This window comes from Solibacillus sp. FSL W7-1464 (assembly GCF_038004425.1).
In the GTDB taxonomy this organism is placed as follows: domain Bacteria; phylum Bacillota; class Bacilli; order Bacillales_A; family Planococcaceae; genus Solibacillus.
The window spans coordinates 225,001-244,446 of sequence record NZ_JBBORC010000001.1 but is presented as its reverse complement, the minus strand read 5'-3'; the positions used below and the strand labels follow the sequence as shown (position 1 = coordinate 244,446).

Annotated in this window: 11 protein-coding genes, 14 tRNA genes and 2 rRNA genes (1 of these 27 only partly in view); 4 read left to right on the top strand and 23 right to left on the bottom strand. The window is 41.8% G+C overall.

The genetic code is table 11. From position 1 onward, the window contains the following. Nucleotides 1–8: 8 nt before the first annotated feature. A complete protein-coding gene (locus MKZ25_RS01225) occupies nt 9–1,001 on the bottom strand; it encodes a VOC family protein (protein ID WP_340799772.1) in 993 nt (330 codons plus the stop codon). Between the two features lie 102 nt (nt 1,002–1,103). After that, nucleotides 1,104–2,303, bottom strand: coding sequence for an acyl-CoA dehydrogenase family protein (locus MKZ25_RS01220; RefSeq protein ID WP_340799771.1), 1,200 nt, complete (start codon nt 2,301–2,303; stop codon nt 1,104–1,106). Between the two features lie 438 nt (nt 2,304–2,741). On the opposite strand from MKZ25_RS01220, the gene MKZ25_RS01215 reads away from it, so the two are divergent. The 3 genes from MKZ25_RS01215 to MKZ25_RS01205 all read left to right on the top strand — a co-directional run bounded on the left by MKZ25_RS01215 (nt 2,742) and on the right by MKZ25_RS01205 (nt 7,185). After that, complete coding sequence (locus tag MKZ25_RS01215; RefSeq protein WP_340799770.1) at nt 2,742–4,568, top strand: V4R domain-containing protein; 1,827 nt, start codon at nt 2,742–2,744, stop codon at nt 4,566–4,568. 275 nt (nt 4,569–4,843) lie between these two features. Continuing rightward, the gene (locus MKZ25_RS01210) at nt 4,844–6,052 is read left to right on the top strand and encodes an MFS transporter (RefSeq protein ID WP_340799769.1); all 1,209 of its coding nucleotides are present in this window, start codon (nt 4,844–4,846) and stop codon (nt 6,050–6,052) included. A gap of 170 nt (nt 6,053–6,222) precedes the next feature. Further along, nucleotides 6,223–7,185 carry a fumarylacetoacetate hydrolase family protein gene (locus MKZ25_RS01205; protein WP_340799768.1) on the top strand — a complete coding sequence of 321 codons (963 nt, stop codon included), beginning with the start codon at nt 6,223–6,225 and terminating at the stop codon, nt 7,183–7,185. Between the two features lie 51 nt (nt 7,186–7,236). On the opposite strand, the gene MKZ25_RS01200 is transcribed toward MKZ25_RS01205, so the two are convergent. Then, a complete protein-coding gene (locus MKZ25_RS01200) occupies nt 7,237–9,084 on the bottom strand; it encodes an SLC13 family permease (protein ID WP_340799767.1) in 1,848 nt (615 codons plus the stop codon). Nucleotides 9,085–9,399: 315 nt separating this feature from the next. On the opposite strand from MKZ25_RS01200, the gene MKZ25_RS01195 reads away from it, so the two are divergent. Next, a complete protein-coding gene (locus MKZ25_RS01195; RefSeq protein WP_079523934.1) occupies nt 9,400–10,890 on the top strand; it encodes a catalase in 1,491 nt (496 codons plus the stop codon). Nucleotides 10,891–11,090: 200 nt separating this feature from the next. Here MKZ25_RS01195 and MKZ25_RS01190 read toward each other — a convergent pair whose 3' ends face one another. The 20 genes from MKZ25_RS01190 to MKZ25_RS01095 form a co-directional block, all read right to left on the bottom strand. Continuing rightward, nucleotides 11,091–12,020, bottom strand: a complete 930-nt coding sequence (locus MKZ25_RS01190; protein ID WP_340799766.1) for an AEC family transporter — start codon at nt 12,018–12,020, stop codon at nt 11,091–11,093. 312 nt (nt 12,021–12,332) lie between these two features. Further along, complete coding sequence (locus MKZ25_RS01185) at nt 12,333–13,328, bottom strand: MBL fold metallo-hydrolase (protein ID WP_340799765.1); 996 nt, start codon at nt 13,326–13,328, stop codon at nt 12,333–12,335. Between the two features lie 406 nt (nt 13,329–13,734). After that, complete coding sequence (locus tag MKZ25_RS01180; RefSeq protein WP_340799764.1) at nt 13,735–14,163, bottom strand: group II intron maturase-specific domain-containing protein; 429 nt, start codon at nt 14,161–14,163, stop codon at nt 13,735–13,737. Next, nucleotides 14,124–15,020, bottom strand: coding sequence for a group II intron reverse transcriptase/maturase (gene ltrA, locus MKZ25_RS01175; protein ID WP_340799763.1), 897 nt, complete (start codon nt 15,018–15,020; stop codon nt 14,124–14,126). Before ltrA ends, MKZ25_RS01180 begins: the two co-directional genes overlap by 40 nt. Nucleotides 15,021–15,595: 575 nt before the next feature. Beyond that, nucleotides 15,596–15,667, bottom strand: a tRNA-Glu gene (locus tag MKZ25_RS01170). Nucleotides 15,668–15,669: 2 nt separating this feature from the next. Continuing rightward, nucleotides 15,670–15,745 (bottom strand) — tRNA-Asn (locus MKZ25_RS01165). Between the two features lie 9 nt (nt 15,746–15,754). Beyond that, nucleotides 15,755–15,831: transfer RNA gene (locus MKZ25_RS01160), tRNA-Ile, on the bottom strand. Between the two features lie 6 nt (nt 15,832–15,837). Further along, nucleotides 15,838–15,913, bottom strand: a tRNA-Phe gene (locus MKZ25_RS01155). Nucleotides 15,914–15,925: 12 nt separating this feature from the next. Continuing rightward, nucleotides 15,926–16,001: transfer RNA gene (locus tag MKZ25_RS01150), tRNA-Asp, on the bottom strand. Nucleotides 16,002–16,026: 25 nt separating this feature from the next. Beyond that, nucleotides 16,027–16,119 (bottom strand) — tRNA-Ser (locus tag MKZ25_RS01145). A gap of 19 nt (nt 16,120–16,138) precedes the next feature. Then, nucleotides 16,139–16,214: transfer RNA gene (locus tag MKZ25_RS01140), tRNA-Ala, on the bottom strand. A gap of 5 nt (nt 16,215–16,219) precedes the next feature. Continuing rightward, nucleotides 16,220–16,296: transfer RNA gene (locus tag MKZ25_RS01135), tRNA-Pro, on the bottom strand. A gap of 23 nt (nt 16,297–16,319) precedes the next feature. Then, a tRNA-Arg gene (locus MKZ25_RS01130) sits at nt 16,320–16,396 on the bottom strand. 27 nt (nt 16,397–16,423) lie between these two features. Further along, nucleotides 16,424–16,512: transfer RNA gene (locus MKZ25_RS01125), tRNA-Leu, on the bottom strand. A 4-nt stretch (nt 16,513–16,516) separates the two neighbouring features. Next, nucleotides 16,517–16,591, bottom strand: a tRNA-Gly gene (locus MKZ25_RS01120). 51 nt (nt 16,592–16,642) lie between these two features. Beyond that, nucleotides 16,643–16,718: transfer RNA gene (locus MKZ25_RS01115), tRNA-Lys, on the bottom strand. A gap of 6 nt (nt 16,719–16,724) precedes the next feature. Continuing rightward, nucleotides 16,725–16,800 (bottom strand) — tRNA-Thr (locus tag MKZ25_RS01110). A gap of 9 nt (nt 16,801–16,809) precedes the next feature. Then, nucleotides 16,810–16,885 (bottom strand) — tRNA-Val (locus MKZ25_RS01105). A gap of 9 nt (nt 16,886–16,894) precedes the next feature. Beyond that, a 5S ribosomal RNA gene (gene rrf, locus MKZ25_RS01100) occupies nt 16,895–17,010 on the bottom strand. Between the two features lie 158 nt (nt 17,011–17,168). Then, a 23S ribosomal RNA gene (locus MKZ25_RS01095) occupies nt 17,169–19,446 on the bottom strand (it continues 651 nt past the right edge of the window).

Below are 19,446 nucleotides of genomic sequence, written 5' to 3'. Positions count from 1 at the left end.
CCATCCTCCTATACTTCTAATGCTGGTACTGCTTTCGTTTCTTTAATACCTGTTGCATCAATTGTTGGCTGGATAAGCGGATTGCCTGTAATGCTGTCCCCCCAGTACGTGTTGCCAAATGCACGTTCTTCGGGACTCCATACGACTGTTTCCCAGTCCGGCTCGAAAATTAAATAACCCCCTGTAAACAGCTCCACTCTGCAACCGCTTCCAGGATCGATCACATATAAGTAAATTGCCTGTGAAATGCTATGTTTCCCAGGTCCAATAATTTGCAGGCCGTGTTCCTTACAAATATCCGCAGCACGCAGTAAATCACCTGAGTTGTCCTGCCAGTAAGAAATGTGGTGGAATCGCGCTGTTGTTTCAAGTTTTTCATGCGATACCAATGCCACATCATGTACTAATGGAGTGACACTCATCCACCCGGCTAAAATATCCCCTTCTTCTGTTTCAATGCATTCATTGATCCGGAAACCAAGCTCTTCCGTGAAGAATTTATAAGTGACCCTAGAATCCGCATCCGTATGAAGATTGACATGATCAAGACGTCGAGGAGAAGCACCTTTGTTGTACGATTTATACGTCTGGTTTTTCAGGACAGAGCGGCGGCTTTCCTCCACAACCGGTTTTTCAATATCATAGTAAAGCTCCAGCCGATGTCCCGATGGTGCTGTAAAACGGATTGCTTCACCAATTCCAGGTGTTGTCCAAGCAGCAATATGCTCGATTTCATACCCTTTGCCGCCTAATTGATCCGCAAATAAAGCCACATCCTCTTTGCGCTTTGTACGGAAACCGATATGTGCTACCCGACCTGCTTCACCTGGCGCAATGGATAGTGTATGGTGTTGGAAGTCCCCCCACGCCCGTAAATAATACGTATCTCCAATCTGTTCTGTTAACTCAAGGCCGATAACATCTTGGAAAAAATGCAGTGATGCTTCCACATTCGAAGACTGTAACGCGACATACCCTAATTTTGCTATTGCTTGTTTCATTCACTTAGCCCCCCTTACTTAAAAGTAACTGTACTTTAATTCGCAACTATCAAACTACGAGAAAACTTTTTTGTTTTTTCTAAAAATTCCGTAAATTTTTACTTAATATCTAATTTGATTTGGCTGTAAACCCGCCAATTGTCTGCCGTAGTTTTCTCTCGTAATAACAGGAGACAGTGAACGGTGGGAGTTCAATGTCAAGAAATCACGAAGGAGACGCTGCATCGGGCTCGCATCATACACAAAGCCGGATCCGCTCGCTCTTAAAATCGCCTGAACCGCATCGTTCAGCATTTCATTTGCATAGCCAATATCCGCCAAAGCTTTCAGGCGTAAATCTTTTGGCATAATTTCACCTTTTGCTGCCCACTCATCAATCGATTTTGCTAAATTCATAAAGTAAAGTTCAGCAGTTTCTACTTTTAACTCGGCTGTTGCTAATAACTGATGTGTGCTCGCCGCATCTTTGATCATTTTCACACCCATATGCTGGGCGGTACGGTACGGTAAGGATTGTTTGAAATTATCGAGCATCTCTTTTACAACACCTAACCCCGGTAAGCCTAAAGATAAAATTAGGCATGGGAACAGTGCAGAGTTATATAACGGAATGTCACGTAGATGCGGTGACTGGAAATCTCCGTCCAGAATTTTCACAAATGATGTAACACGGTGTTCCGGTACGAAGACGTTTTTCATTTTCACAGCATTACTGCCTGTTCCACGAAGACCTAATGTGTGCCAGTCATCTTCAATTTCCAATACATTAAACGGTACTGTCATTAACAGCTGCTCTAAAATGTTGTCGTTCTCATCTTTTGTATACATACCAAAGTAACCCCACGTTGCATGCAGCGAACCGGAACAGAACATCCAATGACCTTCCTCAACAAGGTAACCGCCTTCTACTTTGCGTACCGTACAGGATCTTGGTTCGTATACACCGGCAAATAATACATCTTGTGGATTATCAGAGAAAATTTCCAGGTGGGCCTTTTCATTGAATGATTCCGCCACCATAATATCGCGAATCGCACAAAGAGAAGCAATCCATCCAGTTGAGGCACATGCTTTCGATAGTTCAATAATGACCCGGCTGTAAGTTTCGACATTTGCCTGTAAACCACCGTATCGTTCGGGACGTAAAATATACATTAAGCCAGAATCTTTCAATTCCTGCATTGTCGCTTCCGGTATTCTTCTAATCTCCTCTGTTTCCTTTACACGTTTACGAACATTCGCTGCAATTTCCTGCATTTTATTCATTACTTCAATCTGTCTTTCTGTAAGCGCTGTCGTCATCATTTCAACTCCTTATATTTGTTAAATCCAATATTACGGTTTTAAATTTCGAATAATATGGTGAATTTCTATGGAATTTACAATCAAATATAAGTAAAAATTAACGAATCTTGATACTGCAGCAAACGTCCAATCGTATAAAAAATATAGGCTGTATGAAAGGTTTGTACCTTTTTGTTTCATCCTGACAAAGTCATTTCAAATAAAAAATAAACATTGCATCTGTTTCGAACAGATTTTCGGATAATAATTTCCACTCAAAAAGCAGTAGGGAAAGACCTGATTTTAAAGGTTTATAAATAAATAACATCAAGTTGAAAATAGTAATTTTTACACTAATATTTAACAAATATTAAAAATTACCTTCTCATTTCTATGTAAAGTATGGTATGTTTCATTTTAAAATAGATAATATTCCGAATATTCAGGAGGTTGAAAATGGCTGGCTCATCTTATGTAGATAAAGCGTTGTATACTACTACTAATACATTTGGGGTTTTAAGGAAGGAATTAATTGAAAGTTTGGGTCTTGAATACGCAAAATTTTTCTTGCAGCGTTACGGCTGGAATATCGGCATTACTCATGCAAAAGAAGTCGATTATTTACCACTTACATTAACCGAAAAACTAAACAGTGCTGTCGGGTATCACCTTGCTTCCGGCCAAATTACGGATCTCCTTTCGGAAAGAGTTTTACATTTGAACCCGGATGATACGGTGAAGTATATGTATGCTAAAGGAATTTGGGTGAACTCTTATGAAGTAGAAGAACATTTGAAACATTTCGGTCAAAGTGACTCCTGTATTTGTCATACATTGGCCGGTTATTCAAGCGGCTATACTTCATATTTGACGAAAAAGGAAGTATACATTGTGGAAACGACTTGTCGTGCCAAGGGAGACGAGCATTGTGCATTTGAAATGCGCATGCTGGAGCATTGGGACCCTGAAACACAATCAGATTTAAAAAAAATTAGTCAGACACGTATGATTGATGACTTGAACAAAACATATATGGAACTTTTCGAGGAGAAAAAACATACAGAAAAAGTATCGACTTTTCATAACAACTTAACAATGGGTATTTCACAAGGAATGCATATCGATCAGATTTTGGAGACCATTTACAATACGCTGAACATCCCTGCCATCGTACAGGATTTAAGCTTTAATACACATCACTCGATCGGGATGGATCAGGCGCAGCTGGATTTTATTAAAGAAGATTTTATTCAGCAAATGCCCCAAACAAAATCCGGAAAAATTTTAATTCAGCCTATCGATCCTATGCAGCCAAGTCAGGTAGATTGTCCGAATCATACCCGGTTAATTAGTCCGATTATCGTTCAGAAACAAATTATTGGTTATATTTCCTTTATCTATTTTTCGAAGGATACGAATTTTAAAGAAGAAATGCATTATTTACAACGCTCGGCCGTTTCCATCTCCCTCTGTTATTTAAATGAAAAATCAAGCCTGGAAGCGACTGAAAATATTAAAGCATACTTTTTTGAACAGTTACTGCAGCAGCAATACACTTCAAAGAAAAGTATGATCAGCCGCAGCTACCTCCTACAAATCGATTTAAACGAAGATTTTTATATCGGCAGTCTTGGTGTCACCAAAAAAGGGATTCCCGTTCATGAAGCATCCACTATTTCAAAAATTATTCAGTCAGTCATCGTCTATTTGGAAATGCATCAAACATCGATCTTCATTACAGAATTCCAGGATGAAATTGTATTCTTGTTCCCTAAAAAAGATGATACCGATGATATTTTCCAGAACATATTAAAGCATTTGCAACGTAAATTCAGAAATTATGAATTCCGTATTGGACTAAGCCGCGTCATTAACGATATTGATGATATCGTGGAGGCACATCGTCAGGCGATTTCTTCTTTAAATATTAATAAGCGCGACACGATTGTATATTTCGAGCATACAAATATACTTGGTTCGTTAATTAATCACCAAAACAGCGATATTATTGTGAAATTAGCCCACCGTGAGCTGGAACCTATTTTGTCATTAAAATCAAATAAAAGAGATGAATTTTTGAAGACTTTATACACATTTTTAAATCATAACGGAAACCTTAACCTGACAATGGTTGACTTGAATTTATCGATGAGCGGGCTTGTTTACAGGATTCAAAAAATTGAGGAACTGCTTGATCGGAACCTGCGCAGCTCTAAAAATCTTTTCGAATTAATCCTTTTAATCGAATCATTAATTGTTTTAGGTGAAATTGAAATAGAATAACCGGATTTTAAGTGCAGAACTTCGGAATTTCCGTAGTTTTGTACTTTTTTTATTTATTGTTACTTTTGATGATTAAAAGCGTATTTAGACAAAGAACTCCGTGACGATATTTAACAATTTTTGTTTAATTAAAAAATACTTTTCCGTAAATTATTATCGTTACCGTGAAAGGGCTTACATGATAATATCTGAATATTCAAACTACAGAGGGGGTTATTCTGTACAACATGCTGAGGCTTTGAGTTCTGAACAAATTAAAAATTAGGGGGTATTCAATGTTTCCAACATCCAAAAGAGGTTTTTTAAAGCTTTTAATTGTCCTGATTGCCTTCCAAGACGTAGCTGCTGGTGTAGCCGGATCGATTATGGCCGACCTTATTGTAGCGTTTCCGGAGTTTAGCCCTACTACGGTTATGTTAATTGCAACAATACCCGGGTTGCTTCAGATTTTTCCTTCCCTTTTCTATGGGAAGCTAGCGAATAAATTTTCAAAACGTGCATTATTAACGACCGGGTTAATCTTATTTATAATTGGCGGGGTCATGCCATTCTTCTTAAGCAATCTATTCGCAATTATCGTTTTCCGTGGCATTTTAGGCCTTGGTGTTGGTATTACTCTACCTTTATCCATTGATATTATTACTGGTTTCTTTGATGGCCGTGAACGTGATTTCCTGATCGGGTTCGGTACGTCGACAATCGCATGTGTTGGTGCAATTTTCTTCCAGGTAGTCGGCGGTATGCTGGCAGACGCTTACGGCTGGAACTATGGATTCCTAGTGTACTTATTCCCTATTTGGATTTTAGCTATTACGTTCCTGTTCTTACCGGAACCGAAAAAGCAAGAGGTGCCCAATGCTTCAATTAAAGATGTACTTTTTAAAGCGCCGAAAACAGTATACGGCTTCACGATTGGTCAAATTGTTTTCTCTGCCTTCATTTATGGCTATGTGACAAATATCTCAATCATTATTCAGACTGAAGGTTTAGGAAATGCGACGGAAGCCGGTCTGGCAATTTCACTCTTTACAACAGGTACACTGATAACAGGCTTCATCTTCGGTAAACTGCGTTCGATGTTGCCAAACATGATTGTACCACTAGGTGTACTGTTAACAGCTACCGGGATTTTATGGTGTTCTGCCGTAGGAAGTTTAACGATGATTTTTGTAGCAAGTGTACTAGGTGGCATGGGTTTAGGAATCGTACTTCCTGGTGTATTAGCTCGAGTATCGGAGCTATCAAACTTGGCAAAAGGAATTTCCTTTGTCGGAATCGCTGCTGCCGGTCAAGGTTTGGGCGGTATTGTGAGCCCTTATATGTTTGCCACTCTGCTAGGTATTTTTGGCTTAGAAGGCGGGCGCTCTACTTTACTAGTATCTTCTATTGGTCTATTTGTTTTAGCAATTGTCTGGACGGTTATTATAACAAGAAAATCTCCACTATCCATTAATGATAGTGAAGGTCAGACAGAAGTTGCTTAACCTATTAAAAGGCTGTTCGCTATGGATTTCCCCATAGTAATACAGCCTCTTTTTTATTATTCATTAATTTTTATTGATTTCTTTTTAGAAATCCATTAATTAACAACTAACTATTTTCTGTTTTTTCAATTAAAATTAAATTAGTTTTTACTATTTTAGGAGGGGTTGCAATGGGAATTAAATTAGTACGCTTTCAGCAAGGTGACTCGATTCAATGGGGTATTTTAGAGGATGAACTTTATGTAGTCAATGGTTCTTACCGAACATTACGAGATATTTTAACAACAGGTATGGAGGATATTGTTACTGCAAAACAAACAGGCCAAATCGCCAATCAATCAGACATTACCATTCTTTCGCCTGTAACAGATGAAGCAAACATTTACTGCCAAGGTACAAACTACAGCGCACACCGTGTAGAAGCCGGTTTTTCACAGCAAAAGCCTCCCTATAACCTACTTTTTACTAAAGCGGCAAGTACGTTAACTTCTGCAACAGCAAATATCGTATGCCCTGCACATGTTCGATTACTCGACTATGAAATTGAACTAGGTATCATTATGAAGCGGGATGTAACAGAATCGGTAGAAGTGACGGAGCATAATTTAAAAGATTATATAGCAGGATTCGTTATTACGAACGACGTTTCGGCACGGGATGTACAAATCGTTGAACAGCAGTGGTTTAAAGGGAAAAGCTATCGCGGCTTCTGCCCTACTGGACCGTATATTTACTTATTGGAAGACGGAGAAATTGATTATTTGGAAAAATTGGAGCTCCATTTATCCGTAAATGGCGAGACGCGTCAACAGGTAAAAACAGATCAGCTATTATTTAAACCGACTGAAACATTAACCGAAATGTCGAGCATTTTTGATTTGAAAACAGGTGACCTTATTTTAACTGGTACTCCTGCTGGTGTAGGTCTACGTCTGAATGCTGAGATTTTAAGCATTATTTACGACAACTCCATCCCTTATGAAGAAAAAGTGGAGGCATTCTACAATTCACAAAAAGACAACGGCTATTTACAGCCTGGTGATGTGATGCGCCTGGAAATTAAAAGTGAAGATGGGGTCATTGATTTAGGTATCCAGGAAAATAAAATTGTACAGGCAGTTGCCGTAAAATAAAATAAAGAGGTATTTGAATGACTCATTCATTTAAACACCTCTTTCTACCGACTAAAACGGAAACAGCAACGGTACGGCAATCATCATGATAATAAACATAATAATCTGTAACGGCACACCAACTTTGACGAAATCCATAAATTTATAGCCACCCGCTGTTAATACAAGGGAGTTTGTCGGAGATGCAATCGGTGTTGCAAACGCCATACTCGCAGCTGTTGCTACCCCTATCATAAATGTATACGGGTTCGCATCCATAGCAAGTGCTGCAGTAATGGCAATCGGCGAAAACAGTACCGCTGTTGCCGTATTACTGACAAATTGCCCGAAAACAACTGTCAGTAAATAAACCCCCATCAATACACCGTATGGCCCGAATTCCCCGAGCATACTGATAATACCTTCTGCGAGAATCGTCATCCCGCCTGTCTTCTCAAGCGCTGTCGCCATCGGAAGCATTGCCGCTACAAGCACAATACTTTCGAAGTTCATTTTACTGTAAGCATCATCCATATTGCGCAGACAGCCTGTAATAATCATAAGAACAGCCCCGATTAATACAGCAATTACCGCATCAAACACTTCAAACACCATAAGTCCGATCATTAGCAACATAATAATACCGGCAATCGGTGCCTTTCCGTTTGCGGCAATGGCCCCTGCTAATTCACGCGGCTGCCCCACTACGACCACGTCATGCGTTTCGCGGGACAACAGTTCTATTTCATCCCATGTCCCCTGCACTAAAATCGCATCACCGAAACGCAGCTTCTGATCGGCCATATTTTTCAGTAAGTAATCACCTTTACGGTTGATTCCTAAAATGTTCAAATTGTATTTTTCACGAAACCCGATTTTACTGACAGTTTCCTTAATAAGACGTGATTGCGGTGTTAATAATACTTCCGCTACACCGATTTTCTTCGTAACGAGCTCTTTCGCATGATCTTCAAACGGCTGAACAGTCAATGCAAAATCATGGGCAAACCGTGCTACATCATCGGCCAAACCTTGAACATACAGCTCATCGCCGACATGTATAACACTTGTCGGACCCGCCAGCTCCTGGTACGTCATCGGCCGTAAATTAATCCCTTCCTGCGCGGCACCGCGTTTTATTTTCATAATATAAATATGATAGGTTGCCGGAAGCTTCAAATCAGCAAGCTTTTGTTCTAAGATTGTCGAATGCTCGCTAACGACAACGCGGAACAGCTTATCATGCAAATCATACTCCTTGGCTATTTTCTTTGGAGAAAGCTTATACCCCGCACTTGACTGCGAACGGTTTTCTTCATTCGGCAACAGCACGTTGCGTACTAACACTAAATAAATAATGACGGTAATTGTCGCGATAATTCCGATTGGAGTTATTGTGAAAAATCCCAGCTTTTCAAAGCCATGATCAACGAGTGTTTGAGAAGCGATCAAGTTTGTCGGCGATGCAATTAATGTCATCAGCCCCGACATGCTCGCAATGTACGATAGCGGCATTAAAAACTTGGACGGGCTCACTTTAATACTGATTGCTATCGAAACAACAATCGGCAGCATTAATGCGACCGTACCTGTATTGCTCATAAATGCCCCGACAATCGCGACAATAACAAGCAATAAAATAAATAGACGGAGCTCATTATCCCCTGACCATTTCAATAGAAGGTTTCCTGCCATTCCTGCAAGACCCGTCCTTAAAATACCTGCCCCGACAACAAATAATCCTGCTATCATAATGACTACAGAATTCGAAAACCCTGCCAGCGCTTCAGCAGGTGTTAAAATATTCAATATAACAAATGATAATAATGCCATTACTGCTACAAGATCTGCCCGCAATCGATTTGTCGTAAATAAAATAATCGTAACTGCCAAAATGATAAAAGTTAATGTAAGTTGCATAACCATGTCCTTTCGTATGGTAATCGCTTCAATTATATAGGAAATTTTAGAAGGATTCCCCACATTTGTGGATTTAAAAATAAAAGTAATTATTATCCAAAAATGTGGAGTAATGTTTACCTTTCCCTGTAAAAAAACGGTATAATTTAACAGAGAATCTATTTACTGAATCTTCTATACTATCTATTTTTAATAACTAATTCTTTAATATAAAGATTACTTAAAAAGAATTATTATAATCTAGTAGAAATTATGATTTAGATTTGTTATATTATTTATGAAGAGTTTTTCAAAAAACGTTAGGAGGAACTACATATGACAAATGAACGTCTAACAACAATTACTGGGGCTCCAGTAGTATCAAACGACGATGTACAAACAGCCGGTCGTCGTGGCCCAATTTTATTACAAGATGTATTTCTAATTGAGAAATTAGCAAACTTTAACCGTGAAGTAATTCCTGAGCGTCGTATGCACGCAAAAGGTTCAGGTGCATTCGGTACATTTACTGTAACGCATGACATCACAAAATATTCAAAAGCAAAAATCTTCTCTGAAGTTGGTAAGAAAACAGAAATGTTCGCACGTTTCTCAACTGTAGCAGGTGAGCGTGGGGCGGCTGATGCAGAGCGTGACATTCGCGGTTTCGCATTAAAATTCTATACTGAAGAAGGTAACTGGGATATGGTTGGTAACAACACACCTGTATTCTTCTTCCGTGATCCATTACACTTCCCGGATTTAAACCACGTTGTTAAGCGTGACCCAAAAACAAACATGCACAACGGTAACTCAAACTGGGATTTCTGGACTTCATTACCAGAAGCTTTACACCAAGTAACAATCGTAATGTCTGACCGTGGTATTCCAAACGGCTACCGCAAAATGCACGGATTCGGTTCTCATACTTACTCAATGATCAACGAAGCTGGCGAACGCGTTTACGTGAAATTCCACTTCCGTTCTCAACAGGGTATCGAAAACTTAACAGGTGCAGAAGCTGCTGAAATTATCGGTAAAGACCGTGAATCTTCACAGCGTGACCTATTCGAGTCAATCGAAAAGGGCGATTTCCCGAAATGGAAAATGTACATCCAAGTGATGACTGAAGAACAAGCTCGCAACTCTAAAGACAACCCATTCGACTTAACAAAAGTTTGGTACAAATCTGAGTACCCACTAATTGAAGTGGGAGAATTCGAATTAAACCGTAACCCGGAAAACTACTTCGCTGATGTTGAGCAAGCTGCATTCGCTCCATCTAACGTTGTACCTGGTATTTCATTCTCACCAGACCGTATGTTACAAGCGCGTTTATTCGCATACCAAGATGCAACTCGTTACCGTTTAGGCGTTAACCATCACCAAATTCCTGTAAACACACCAAAATGCCCATTCATGGTATATCACCGTGATGGACAAGGCCGTGCTGATGGAAACCGTGGTGCAGCTATTACTTACTATCCAAATAGCTATGGCGCATTACAAGGTCAAACACAATATAAAGACCCTGCATTAGCTCTTGATGGTCCAGCTGACATCTACGACTTCCGTGAAGATGACAACAACTACTTCGAGCAACCAGGTAAATTATTCCGTCTTCAAACACCGGAACAGCAACAACGTTTATTCGAAACAACTGCTGCTGAAATGAACGGTGTTGAAGAATTCATCAAACGTCGTCATATTTTACACTGCTACTTAGCTGATCCAGCATATGGTGAAGGTGTAGCGAAGGCAATGGGTCTTTCATTAGATGGTATGGACCTTTCAAACCCATACGCTAATGCGGTAAGTATGTACTAAGAAGTACTCTATGAATTTAGCTTCTTGCTCAAATTGTTAAATTCACTAGCTTTTCATATTTAGTGCTTACTAGATGACGAAACGTTATTGATATCCAACTATAATCGCTTACAGCCGCAAGTATCTGAGGGGGTACTTGCGGTTTTTTATGGAAAAAGGGCTGCAGTAAAAGTGTAATTTACTTTTACTGCAGCCCTTTTCTATGCAAATAAAATTGTCGATAAATAAATAACGAACGTTACCGTTAAGCAGCTGATAATCGTTGAAAACAGTACTGTCTGGGCTGCTGTAGCCGATTCAATATCATACTCGAGCGCCAGGCTGGAACTGTTTCTCGATGTCGGAAATGCACTTGCGATAAATAATGATTGTGCCACCACCCCATCTAGACCCAATGCAAAAATAATAATAAGTGCCGTTGCCGGACCGATTATTAACCTTGTAAAGCAACTGACAAAAATCGTTTTATTGAACATCGTACGCATCTCAATTGTAGAAAGCTGCGCACCTAATGTGATAAGTGCAACCGCTACAAATCCGTCTGCTATATGCTCAAGGGGAATACTGAACGTTTCAGGAATCGGAACGTGAAAGTAATTCAATGCCGCCCCTATAATCAGTGCATGAACAATCGGCATTTTCAAAAAGTCCCGGACAATTGCTATTCCTGATTTTGTTGATGAGATTAAATTATATAAGCCATATGTATACGTCGTCATATTTTGAAAAATAACAAGAATGACTTGAATCGCTACTCCAATTGGCTGAGTCGCAAATATCATTTGTGCAACCGGTATCCCATAGTTACCGGAATTTATAAGGACAACACTGTTTTTAAAAACAGCCGATTCCTTTCTATCAAGCTTTAAGAGCTTTGCAAGCATCTGGCTTAACAGCATTTGTGCACCGATGAACAAAATAATAAAAATCGTAATCTGCCCAAGTACGCTCACTTCAATGGATGTTTCATAAATATTGATAAATACCGCAGCCGGCATGAAACAGTATGTAATGAGGTGTGATAATGCTTTAAGGTTAAACTGAAACTTGCGCTGTAAAATAGCACCTATAATAAGCAAAACTAAAATTGGTGCTACAATTTTAAAGAAAATCATCGATAAATAGACCATGCGAAAACTCCTTTTGTGCATGTGTGCTGTAGTTGTTAATTATAGCGTATTTGTAAAGAAATTGTCAGAAGATCCTACAGGTTTTTCCGTTTTCATATTAGCAATTCAACTATTACTATAACTTTTTCTGCTCTAACAAAATCTATATTTTCCAAGGAGGAAATTACAGGGATAGGAGGTTTATATCTTTTGCTTACCGCATTGTAGATATTTTCGGCATAGAATAAATCTATATCAACTACTTCGATGGTACTTTATGTGAGACAGAAAAAGACTTGCTACACATTTAAAACCCCTTGCTGATGTTTCCTTTTATTTTTTAATGAAACTTGCTACTGTAAAATACCATTGCCCGTCTCTCAACTCACGCTCAACTAAACCACGCTGTTCTGCAAGAAGCGTTAAGCCGATAATTTCAGAAATCATAAAAGTAAAATATTTCGAAAACCGGGCTCCGTATACTGCTTCCCCTAATTGATTCGCAGTTTGATGGCCTTCACCTATTTTAGTTACAACTTTTTTCAGCTTGTATTCTATTTTACTTAAGCTTTTTTCCATCACTTCACTCAAGTTTTCATAAATCTCTTTATGGCCTGCATACACGTTGCGAACATTATAAACTTTTATTTTTTCAATCGATTCTATATATTGGGTAATCGGGTTCGTTACGTTTCCTGAATGGTCATGATCGATTAAAGCACTTGTCATGCCATTAGCAAGTAAAAAGTCTCCGGCAAATAACCACCCTGTCTCCTCATCAATTAAACAAATTGAATCCGGAGAATGCCCAGGAGCAGCCACTACACATAACCCTTCAATTTTTTGCCCGTCTTCCAGCTTTCTAATCGGCGGATAGATCATCAATTGTTCTTTATTACGAAGAGTATTTTCCATTTTCTCCATTCTTTCACGGGCAAATTCCGTTACGCCGTATTGCTCATACAACTCATAGTAAAAGGCAAGCTTCTGCTGTAAGTATGCATCTTCACATTTCAAGCGGGGAATAGCAATTTCACTGGCATAGACAGGAATCGGATATTCATTCGTAATTTCATTTACTACCCCAATATGGTCATTATGAAAATGCGTTAAAATAATACAGGTAATTTGGTTAATTTCAATATTATATTCTTTCAATTTCTGGTAGAAAAACTGCTTAAATTCTTCACTGTTAATTCCTGCATCGATTAATATATATTCTTCTCCATTTTGATAGACATAACAGTTAATACTCCCCAATCCATTATAATCAGACGTAAAAATAATTGGGTAAACTGCTTTATTACCTGTTTTTATTATTGTATCCACTTTTCCACCTGCTTCCAATGTTTTATAAGACCGAAAGGGTTTGCGTTAAATTCATGCAAGACAGCCCCCTCTAGTGTATCTTTATAATACATTACTCTACGTTCATCAGACAGTGGGTTATTCCGATTCTATATACTTTCCCTTTTGTAGCTGCATCAATTCTAAATGACGCTATACCTGCCTGACATGAGTTTCAGCATGAAATACAATTAGATGGTTAATTTAAAATGATAATGATATGCCATCAAAATTCGGGTTAATAGCGGTACTGTTTAAGGCAATTTATACATTTATGTACCAACAGGAATTTTAAGTTTTATTTTAAGAACAATCGAGTAGGAGGCTAGCCATTAATTGGCTAGCCGACCTCTCACACCACCGTACGTACGGTTCCGTATACGGCGGTTCAACCTTTTGAGTATCTTTGCTCGTAAAATTGGGACAGGTCTTTCAGTCCCCATTTTACGAGCCTTTTATTTGGAATGGCTTGGTGTAGAACCTCGCTTCGTGATATTCGCCAGTACCCTTTTCTTGAATGCGCCGTTTTCATCGCTTCATCATGTTGGATTCCGTATTGGCGTAATTTCACATATTTAGTTCGTGGTAGCTTCCACCGTTTCCATATTAATTGACGTAAGCGATGGTTTAACCATCCCTGTAATTCTTGGATGAAAGTTTTCATGTTGGCAACTCCATAGTAATTAATCCAACCAACCGTTGTTTGATTGATTCTTTTCACAATCTCACTAAATGTCCCTGTTCGTTTACGACTCGTCAGTATTCTTAGCTTATCTTTTAGTCGTTTCTTGGCGGACTTGATTGGTCGGTATCCCACTTTCCCGACAGATTTTGTAGATGAAACCCTAAGAATGTAGCTGCTGTTGCGCCACACACTTTACTTTTCTGCTCATTGATTGTGAGACCCAGTTCATCTTCGATAAAATTCTTGACACTGGTCATGACGCGTTCACCTGCTCTTGGTGACTTTACATAAATCACAAAATCATCCGCATAGCGAATGAATCGGTGTCCTCGTTTTTCTAACTCTCTATCTAGCTTGTTTAAATACACGTTTGCTAGAATTGGAGAGAGTGGACCCCCTTGGGGTGTACCTTCTGTCGTTTCAATGAGGATGTCCTTGTCCAATATGCCTGAGCGTAAGAATTTCCATATTAGCTTAAGTACTATTTTATCTGTTATGAATTCTTCCAAATAAGCTCGTAGTCGCTGGTGATGAATCGTATCGAAGTAACTTTTCAAGTCACAGTCCACCACTGTTCGATAACCTTCCTCGTAATATTTCTTAGCGAGGGCAATTGCCTGGTGTTGGTTTCGACCTTTTCGAAAGCCAAAACTTTTGTCTGAAAAGTGTGGATCAATTATTGGTTGGATGACTTGTAGAATGGCTTGTTGAACAACTCTGTCCAATACACATGGTATACCTAGATATCGTTTGGAGCCATCCGCTTTTGGGATAGCTACTCGTTTCACTGGTTGAGGTTGGTAGGAACCATCTTTTAATTTCCTTTTCAATGGTTCCTCATATTTTATTAAATGCGCCTTCAGTCCATCAACCGTGATACCATCGATTCCAGGTGCTCCTCCATTTCCTTTTACTTTCTTATATGCATTCCATAGGTTTCTATGGGACGCAATTCTGTCAATTAAATTGATACTTTCTTGTTTCTTCATTTCCATGTTTACATCCCTACACGCTCTTATATACTCTTTCGCTTCCAGCTTATCCCTCTATAAGTAGCCATCTATTCGGTCTATACCTTGATGTTTTCTGTGTTTTGGCGGGATGTCTCCACCTCCTTGTTTCTTTCAAGATTTAAAAGATTGTTCGGCCCTTCATCTTTTGTCGAAGACTACTATGGCTTCTGCTGACTTCTCTTGATTCATCCATTTATCACTAAACAAATTGTTAATTGAATAACCCTCAAGAGACCTCCCCGGGTAAGCACAACCGCCTTCCTCTCATGTAACTGCCAGATTTACTGTATGGGATTTGGGCAGTATTGGACTTCGCTTTGTTTGGCAAGCTCATCCGTCCCAAGTCAGCCTTTTATCTGATTTCTGTTCGTCAGTTCGAGAGTTTGCGTCCGACTTCCTTCAGATTCCACGTCACCATGGACACCCTTGTCTTTCGCTAACAGTTCCTACTGCCAAGCCTGTAGTGGACTTTCACCACCAGGCTGTTGTGCATGCCGGGCACACCAAAAAAACACATTGCAAATTTTGCAATGTGTTTTCATTCAAGTGTATGACCCGTACGGGATTCGAACCCGTGTTACCGCCGTGAAAGGGCGGTGTCTTAACCACTTGACCAACGGGCCAATGGCTCCGAAGGCAGGACTCGAACCTGCGACCTGCCGGTTAACAGCCGGATGCTCTACCAACTGAGCTACTTCGGAATAATACTATGGTGGGCCTAAATGGACTCGAACCATCGACCTCACGCTTATCAGGCGTGCGCTCTAACCAGCTGAGCTATAGGCCCATAGTATGGTGGGTTTGGACGGAATCGAACCGCCGACACTTAGAGCTTCAATCTAATGCTCTACCAACTGAGCTACAAACCCATAAAAAAAAAATGGCGGTCCCGACCGGGATCGAACCGGCGATCTCCTGCGTGACAGGCAGGCATGTTAACCGCTACACCACGGGACCAACATCTAAAGAAGAATATTAAAAATGGAGGAGGTAGAGGGATTCGAACCCCCGCGCGGTGTTACCCGCCTGTCGGTTTTCAAGACCGATCCCTTCAGCCAGACTTGGGTATACCTCCAAAGGGAATAAAATATAAATGGTGGAGCCTAGCGGGATCGAACCGCTGACCTCCTGCGTGCAAGGCAGGCGCTCTCCCAGCTGAGCTAAGGCCCCATAAATGGTCGGAATGACAGGATTCGAACCTACGACCCCTTGGTCCCAAACCAAGTGCTCTACCAAGCTGAGCTACATTCCGAATATGTCAATAAAAATATATTATGGCGCGCCCGGCAGGAGTCGAACCCACAACCTTCTGATCCGTAGTCAGACGCTCTATCCAATTGAGCTACGGGCGCGCATTATTAGAGATAAGAATTATAAAATGGTGCCGAGGGCCGGAATCGAACCGGCACGGTGATCACTCACCGCAGGATTTTAAGTCCTGTGCGTCTGCCAGTTCCGCCACCCCGGCATTTTGGAGCGGAAGACGAGGTTCGAACTCGCGACCCCCACCTTGGCAAGGTGGTGTTCTACCACTGAACTACTTCCGCACAAATGCATAAGATCTATTTATTCTGACAGTATGTATAATTTTATAAAACTGGTGAGCCATGAAGGACTCGAACCTTCGACCCTCTGATTAAAAGTCAGATGCTCTACCAACTGAGCTAATGGCTCTCTAAATGGTGCCGGCGAAAGGAGTCGAACCCTCGACCTACTGATTACAAGTCAGTTGCTCTACCAACTGAGCTACACCGGCATTTAGAAATGGTGGAGGATGACGGGCTCGAACCGCCGACCCCCTGCTTGTAAGGCAGGTGCTCTCCCAGCTGAGCTAATCCTCCAATATTCTAGCGAAGCGACGTCCTACTCTCACAGGGGGAAGCCCCCAACTACCATCGGCGCTAAAGAGCTTAACTTCCGTGTTCGGTATGGGAACGGGTGTGACCTCTTTGCCATCATCACTTCACTTGCACATGGATGTGCTGGCGTCTACGTTACCACAGGACGTGGTGCTTTTAGTAGACGTTCCTTAATTGGCTTTCAATACACGAAGTGTCTTGAAACCCTTAGAAAGATCATTCTTTCAAAACTGGATAAACGTTTCATTGAATTGCGCAATAAAATGTGGTTAAGTCCTCGACCGATTAGTATTCGTCAGCTGCATGCGTCACCGCACTTCCACCTCGAACCTATCTACCTGATCGTCTTTCAGGGGTCTTACTTACTTGCGTAATGGGAAATCTCATCTTGAGGGGGGCTTCATGCTTAGATGCTTTCAGCACTTATCCCGTCCATACATAGCTACCCAGCGATGCCTTTGGCAAGACAACTGGTACACCAGCGGTATGTCCATCCCGGTCCTCTCGTACTAAGGACAGCTCCTCTCAAATTTCCTACGCCCACGACGGATAGGGACCGAACTGTCTCACGACGTTCTGAACCCAGCTCGCGTACCGCTTTAATGGGCGAACAGCCCAACCCTTGGGACCGACTACAGCCCCAGGATGCGATGAGCCGACATCGAGGTGCCAAACCTCCCCGTCGATGTGGACTCTTGGGGGAGATAAGCCTGTTATCCCCGGGGTAGCTTTTATCCGTTGAGCGATGGCCCTTCCATGCGGAACCACCGGATCACTAAGCCCGTCTTTCGACCCTGCTCGACTTGTAGGTCTCGCAGTCAAGCTCCCTTATGCCTTTACACTCTACGAATGATTTCCAACCATTCTGAGGGAACCTTTGGGCGCCTCCGTTACTCTTTAGGAGGCGACCGCCCCAGTCAAACTGTCCGCCTGACACTGTCTCCTACCCCGCTAAGGGGCATGGGTTAGAAGTTCAATACAACCAGGGTAGTATCCCACCGACGCCTCCTTCGAAGCTGGCGCTCCGAGATCTCTGGCTCCTACCTATCCTGTACAAGTTGTACCAAAATTCAATATCAGGCTACAGTAAAGCTCCACGGGGTCTTTCCGTCCTGTCGCGGGTAACCTGCATCTTCACAGGTACTATAATTTCACCGAGTCTCTCGTTGAGACAGTGCCCAGATCGTTACGCCTTTCGTGCGGGTCGGAACTTACCCGACAAGGAATTTCGCTACCTTAGGACCGTTATAGTTACGGCCGCCGTTTACTGGGGCTTCAATTCACAGCTTCGCTTGCGCTAACCGCTCCTCTTAACCTTCCAGCACCGGGCAGGCGTCAGCCCCTATACGTCACCTTACGGTTTTGCAGAGACCTGTGTTTTTGCTAAACAGTCGCCTGGGCCTATTCACTGCGGCTTCTCTAGGCTATGCACCCAAAGAAGCACCCCTTCTCCCGAAGTTACGGGGTCATTTTGCCGAGTTCCTTAACGAGAGTTCTCTCGCACACCTTAGGATTCTCTCCTCGACTACCTGTGTCGGTTTGCGGTACGGGCACCTCTCACCTCGATAGAGGCTTTTCTTGGCAGTGTGAAATCAGGAACTTCGCTCATACGAGCTCGTCATCACAGCTCAACGTTATAGTATGCGGATTTGCCTACATACACGCCTTACTGCTTGAACACGCGCAACCAACGGCGTGCTTACCCTATCCTACTGCGTCCCCCCATTTCTCAAACGGTGAGGAGGTGGTACAGGAATATCAACCTGTTGTCCATCGCCTACGCCTATCGGCCTCGGCTTAGGTCCCGACTAACCCTGAGCGGACGAGCCTTCCTCAGGAAACCTTAGTCATACGGTGCATGGGATTCTCACCCATGTTTCGCTACTCATACCGGCATTCTCACTTCTAACCGCTCCACCAGTCCTTCCGGTCTGACTTCAACGCTGTTAGAACGCTCTCCTACCACGCATACTCAAAGTATGCATCCACAGCTTCGGTGAATCGTTTAGCCCCGATACATTTTCGGCGCAGCGTCACTCGACCAGTGAGCTATTACGCACTCTTTAAATGATGGCTGCTTCTAAGCCAACATCCTGGTTGTCTAAGCAACGCCACATCCTTTTCCACTTAACGATTACTTGGGGACCTTAGCTGGTGGTCTGGGCTGTTTCCCTCTTGACTACGGATCTTATCACTCGCAGTCTGACTCCCGTGTATAAATATCCGGCATTCGGAGTTTGTCTGAATTCGGTAAAGCGAGATGCCCCCCTAGTCCAAACAGTGCTCTACCTCCGGTATTCTCAATCACGAGGCTAGCCCTAAAGCTATTTCGGAGAGAACCAGCTATCTCCAGGTTCGATTGGAATTTCTCCGCTACCCACACCTCATCCCCGCACTTTTCAACGTGCGTGGGTTCGGGCCTCCAGTGAGTGTTACCTCACCTTCACCCTGGACATGGGTAGATCACCTGGTTTCGGGTCTACGACCACGTACTAATTCGCCCTATTCAGACTCGCTTTCGCTGCGGCTCCGTCTTCTCAACT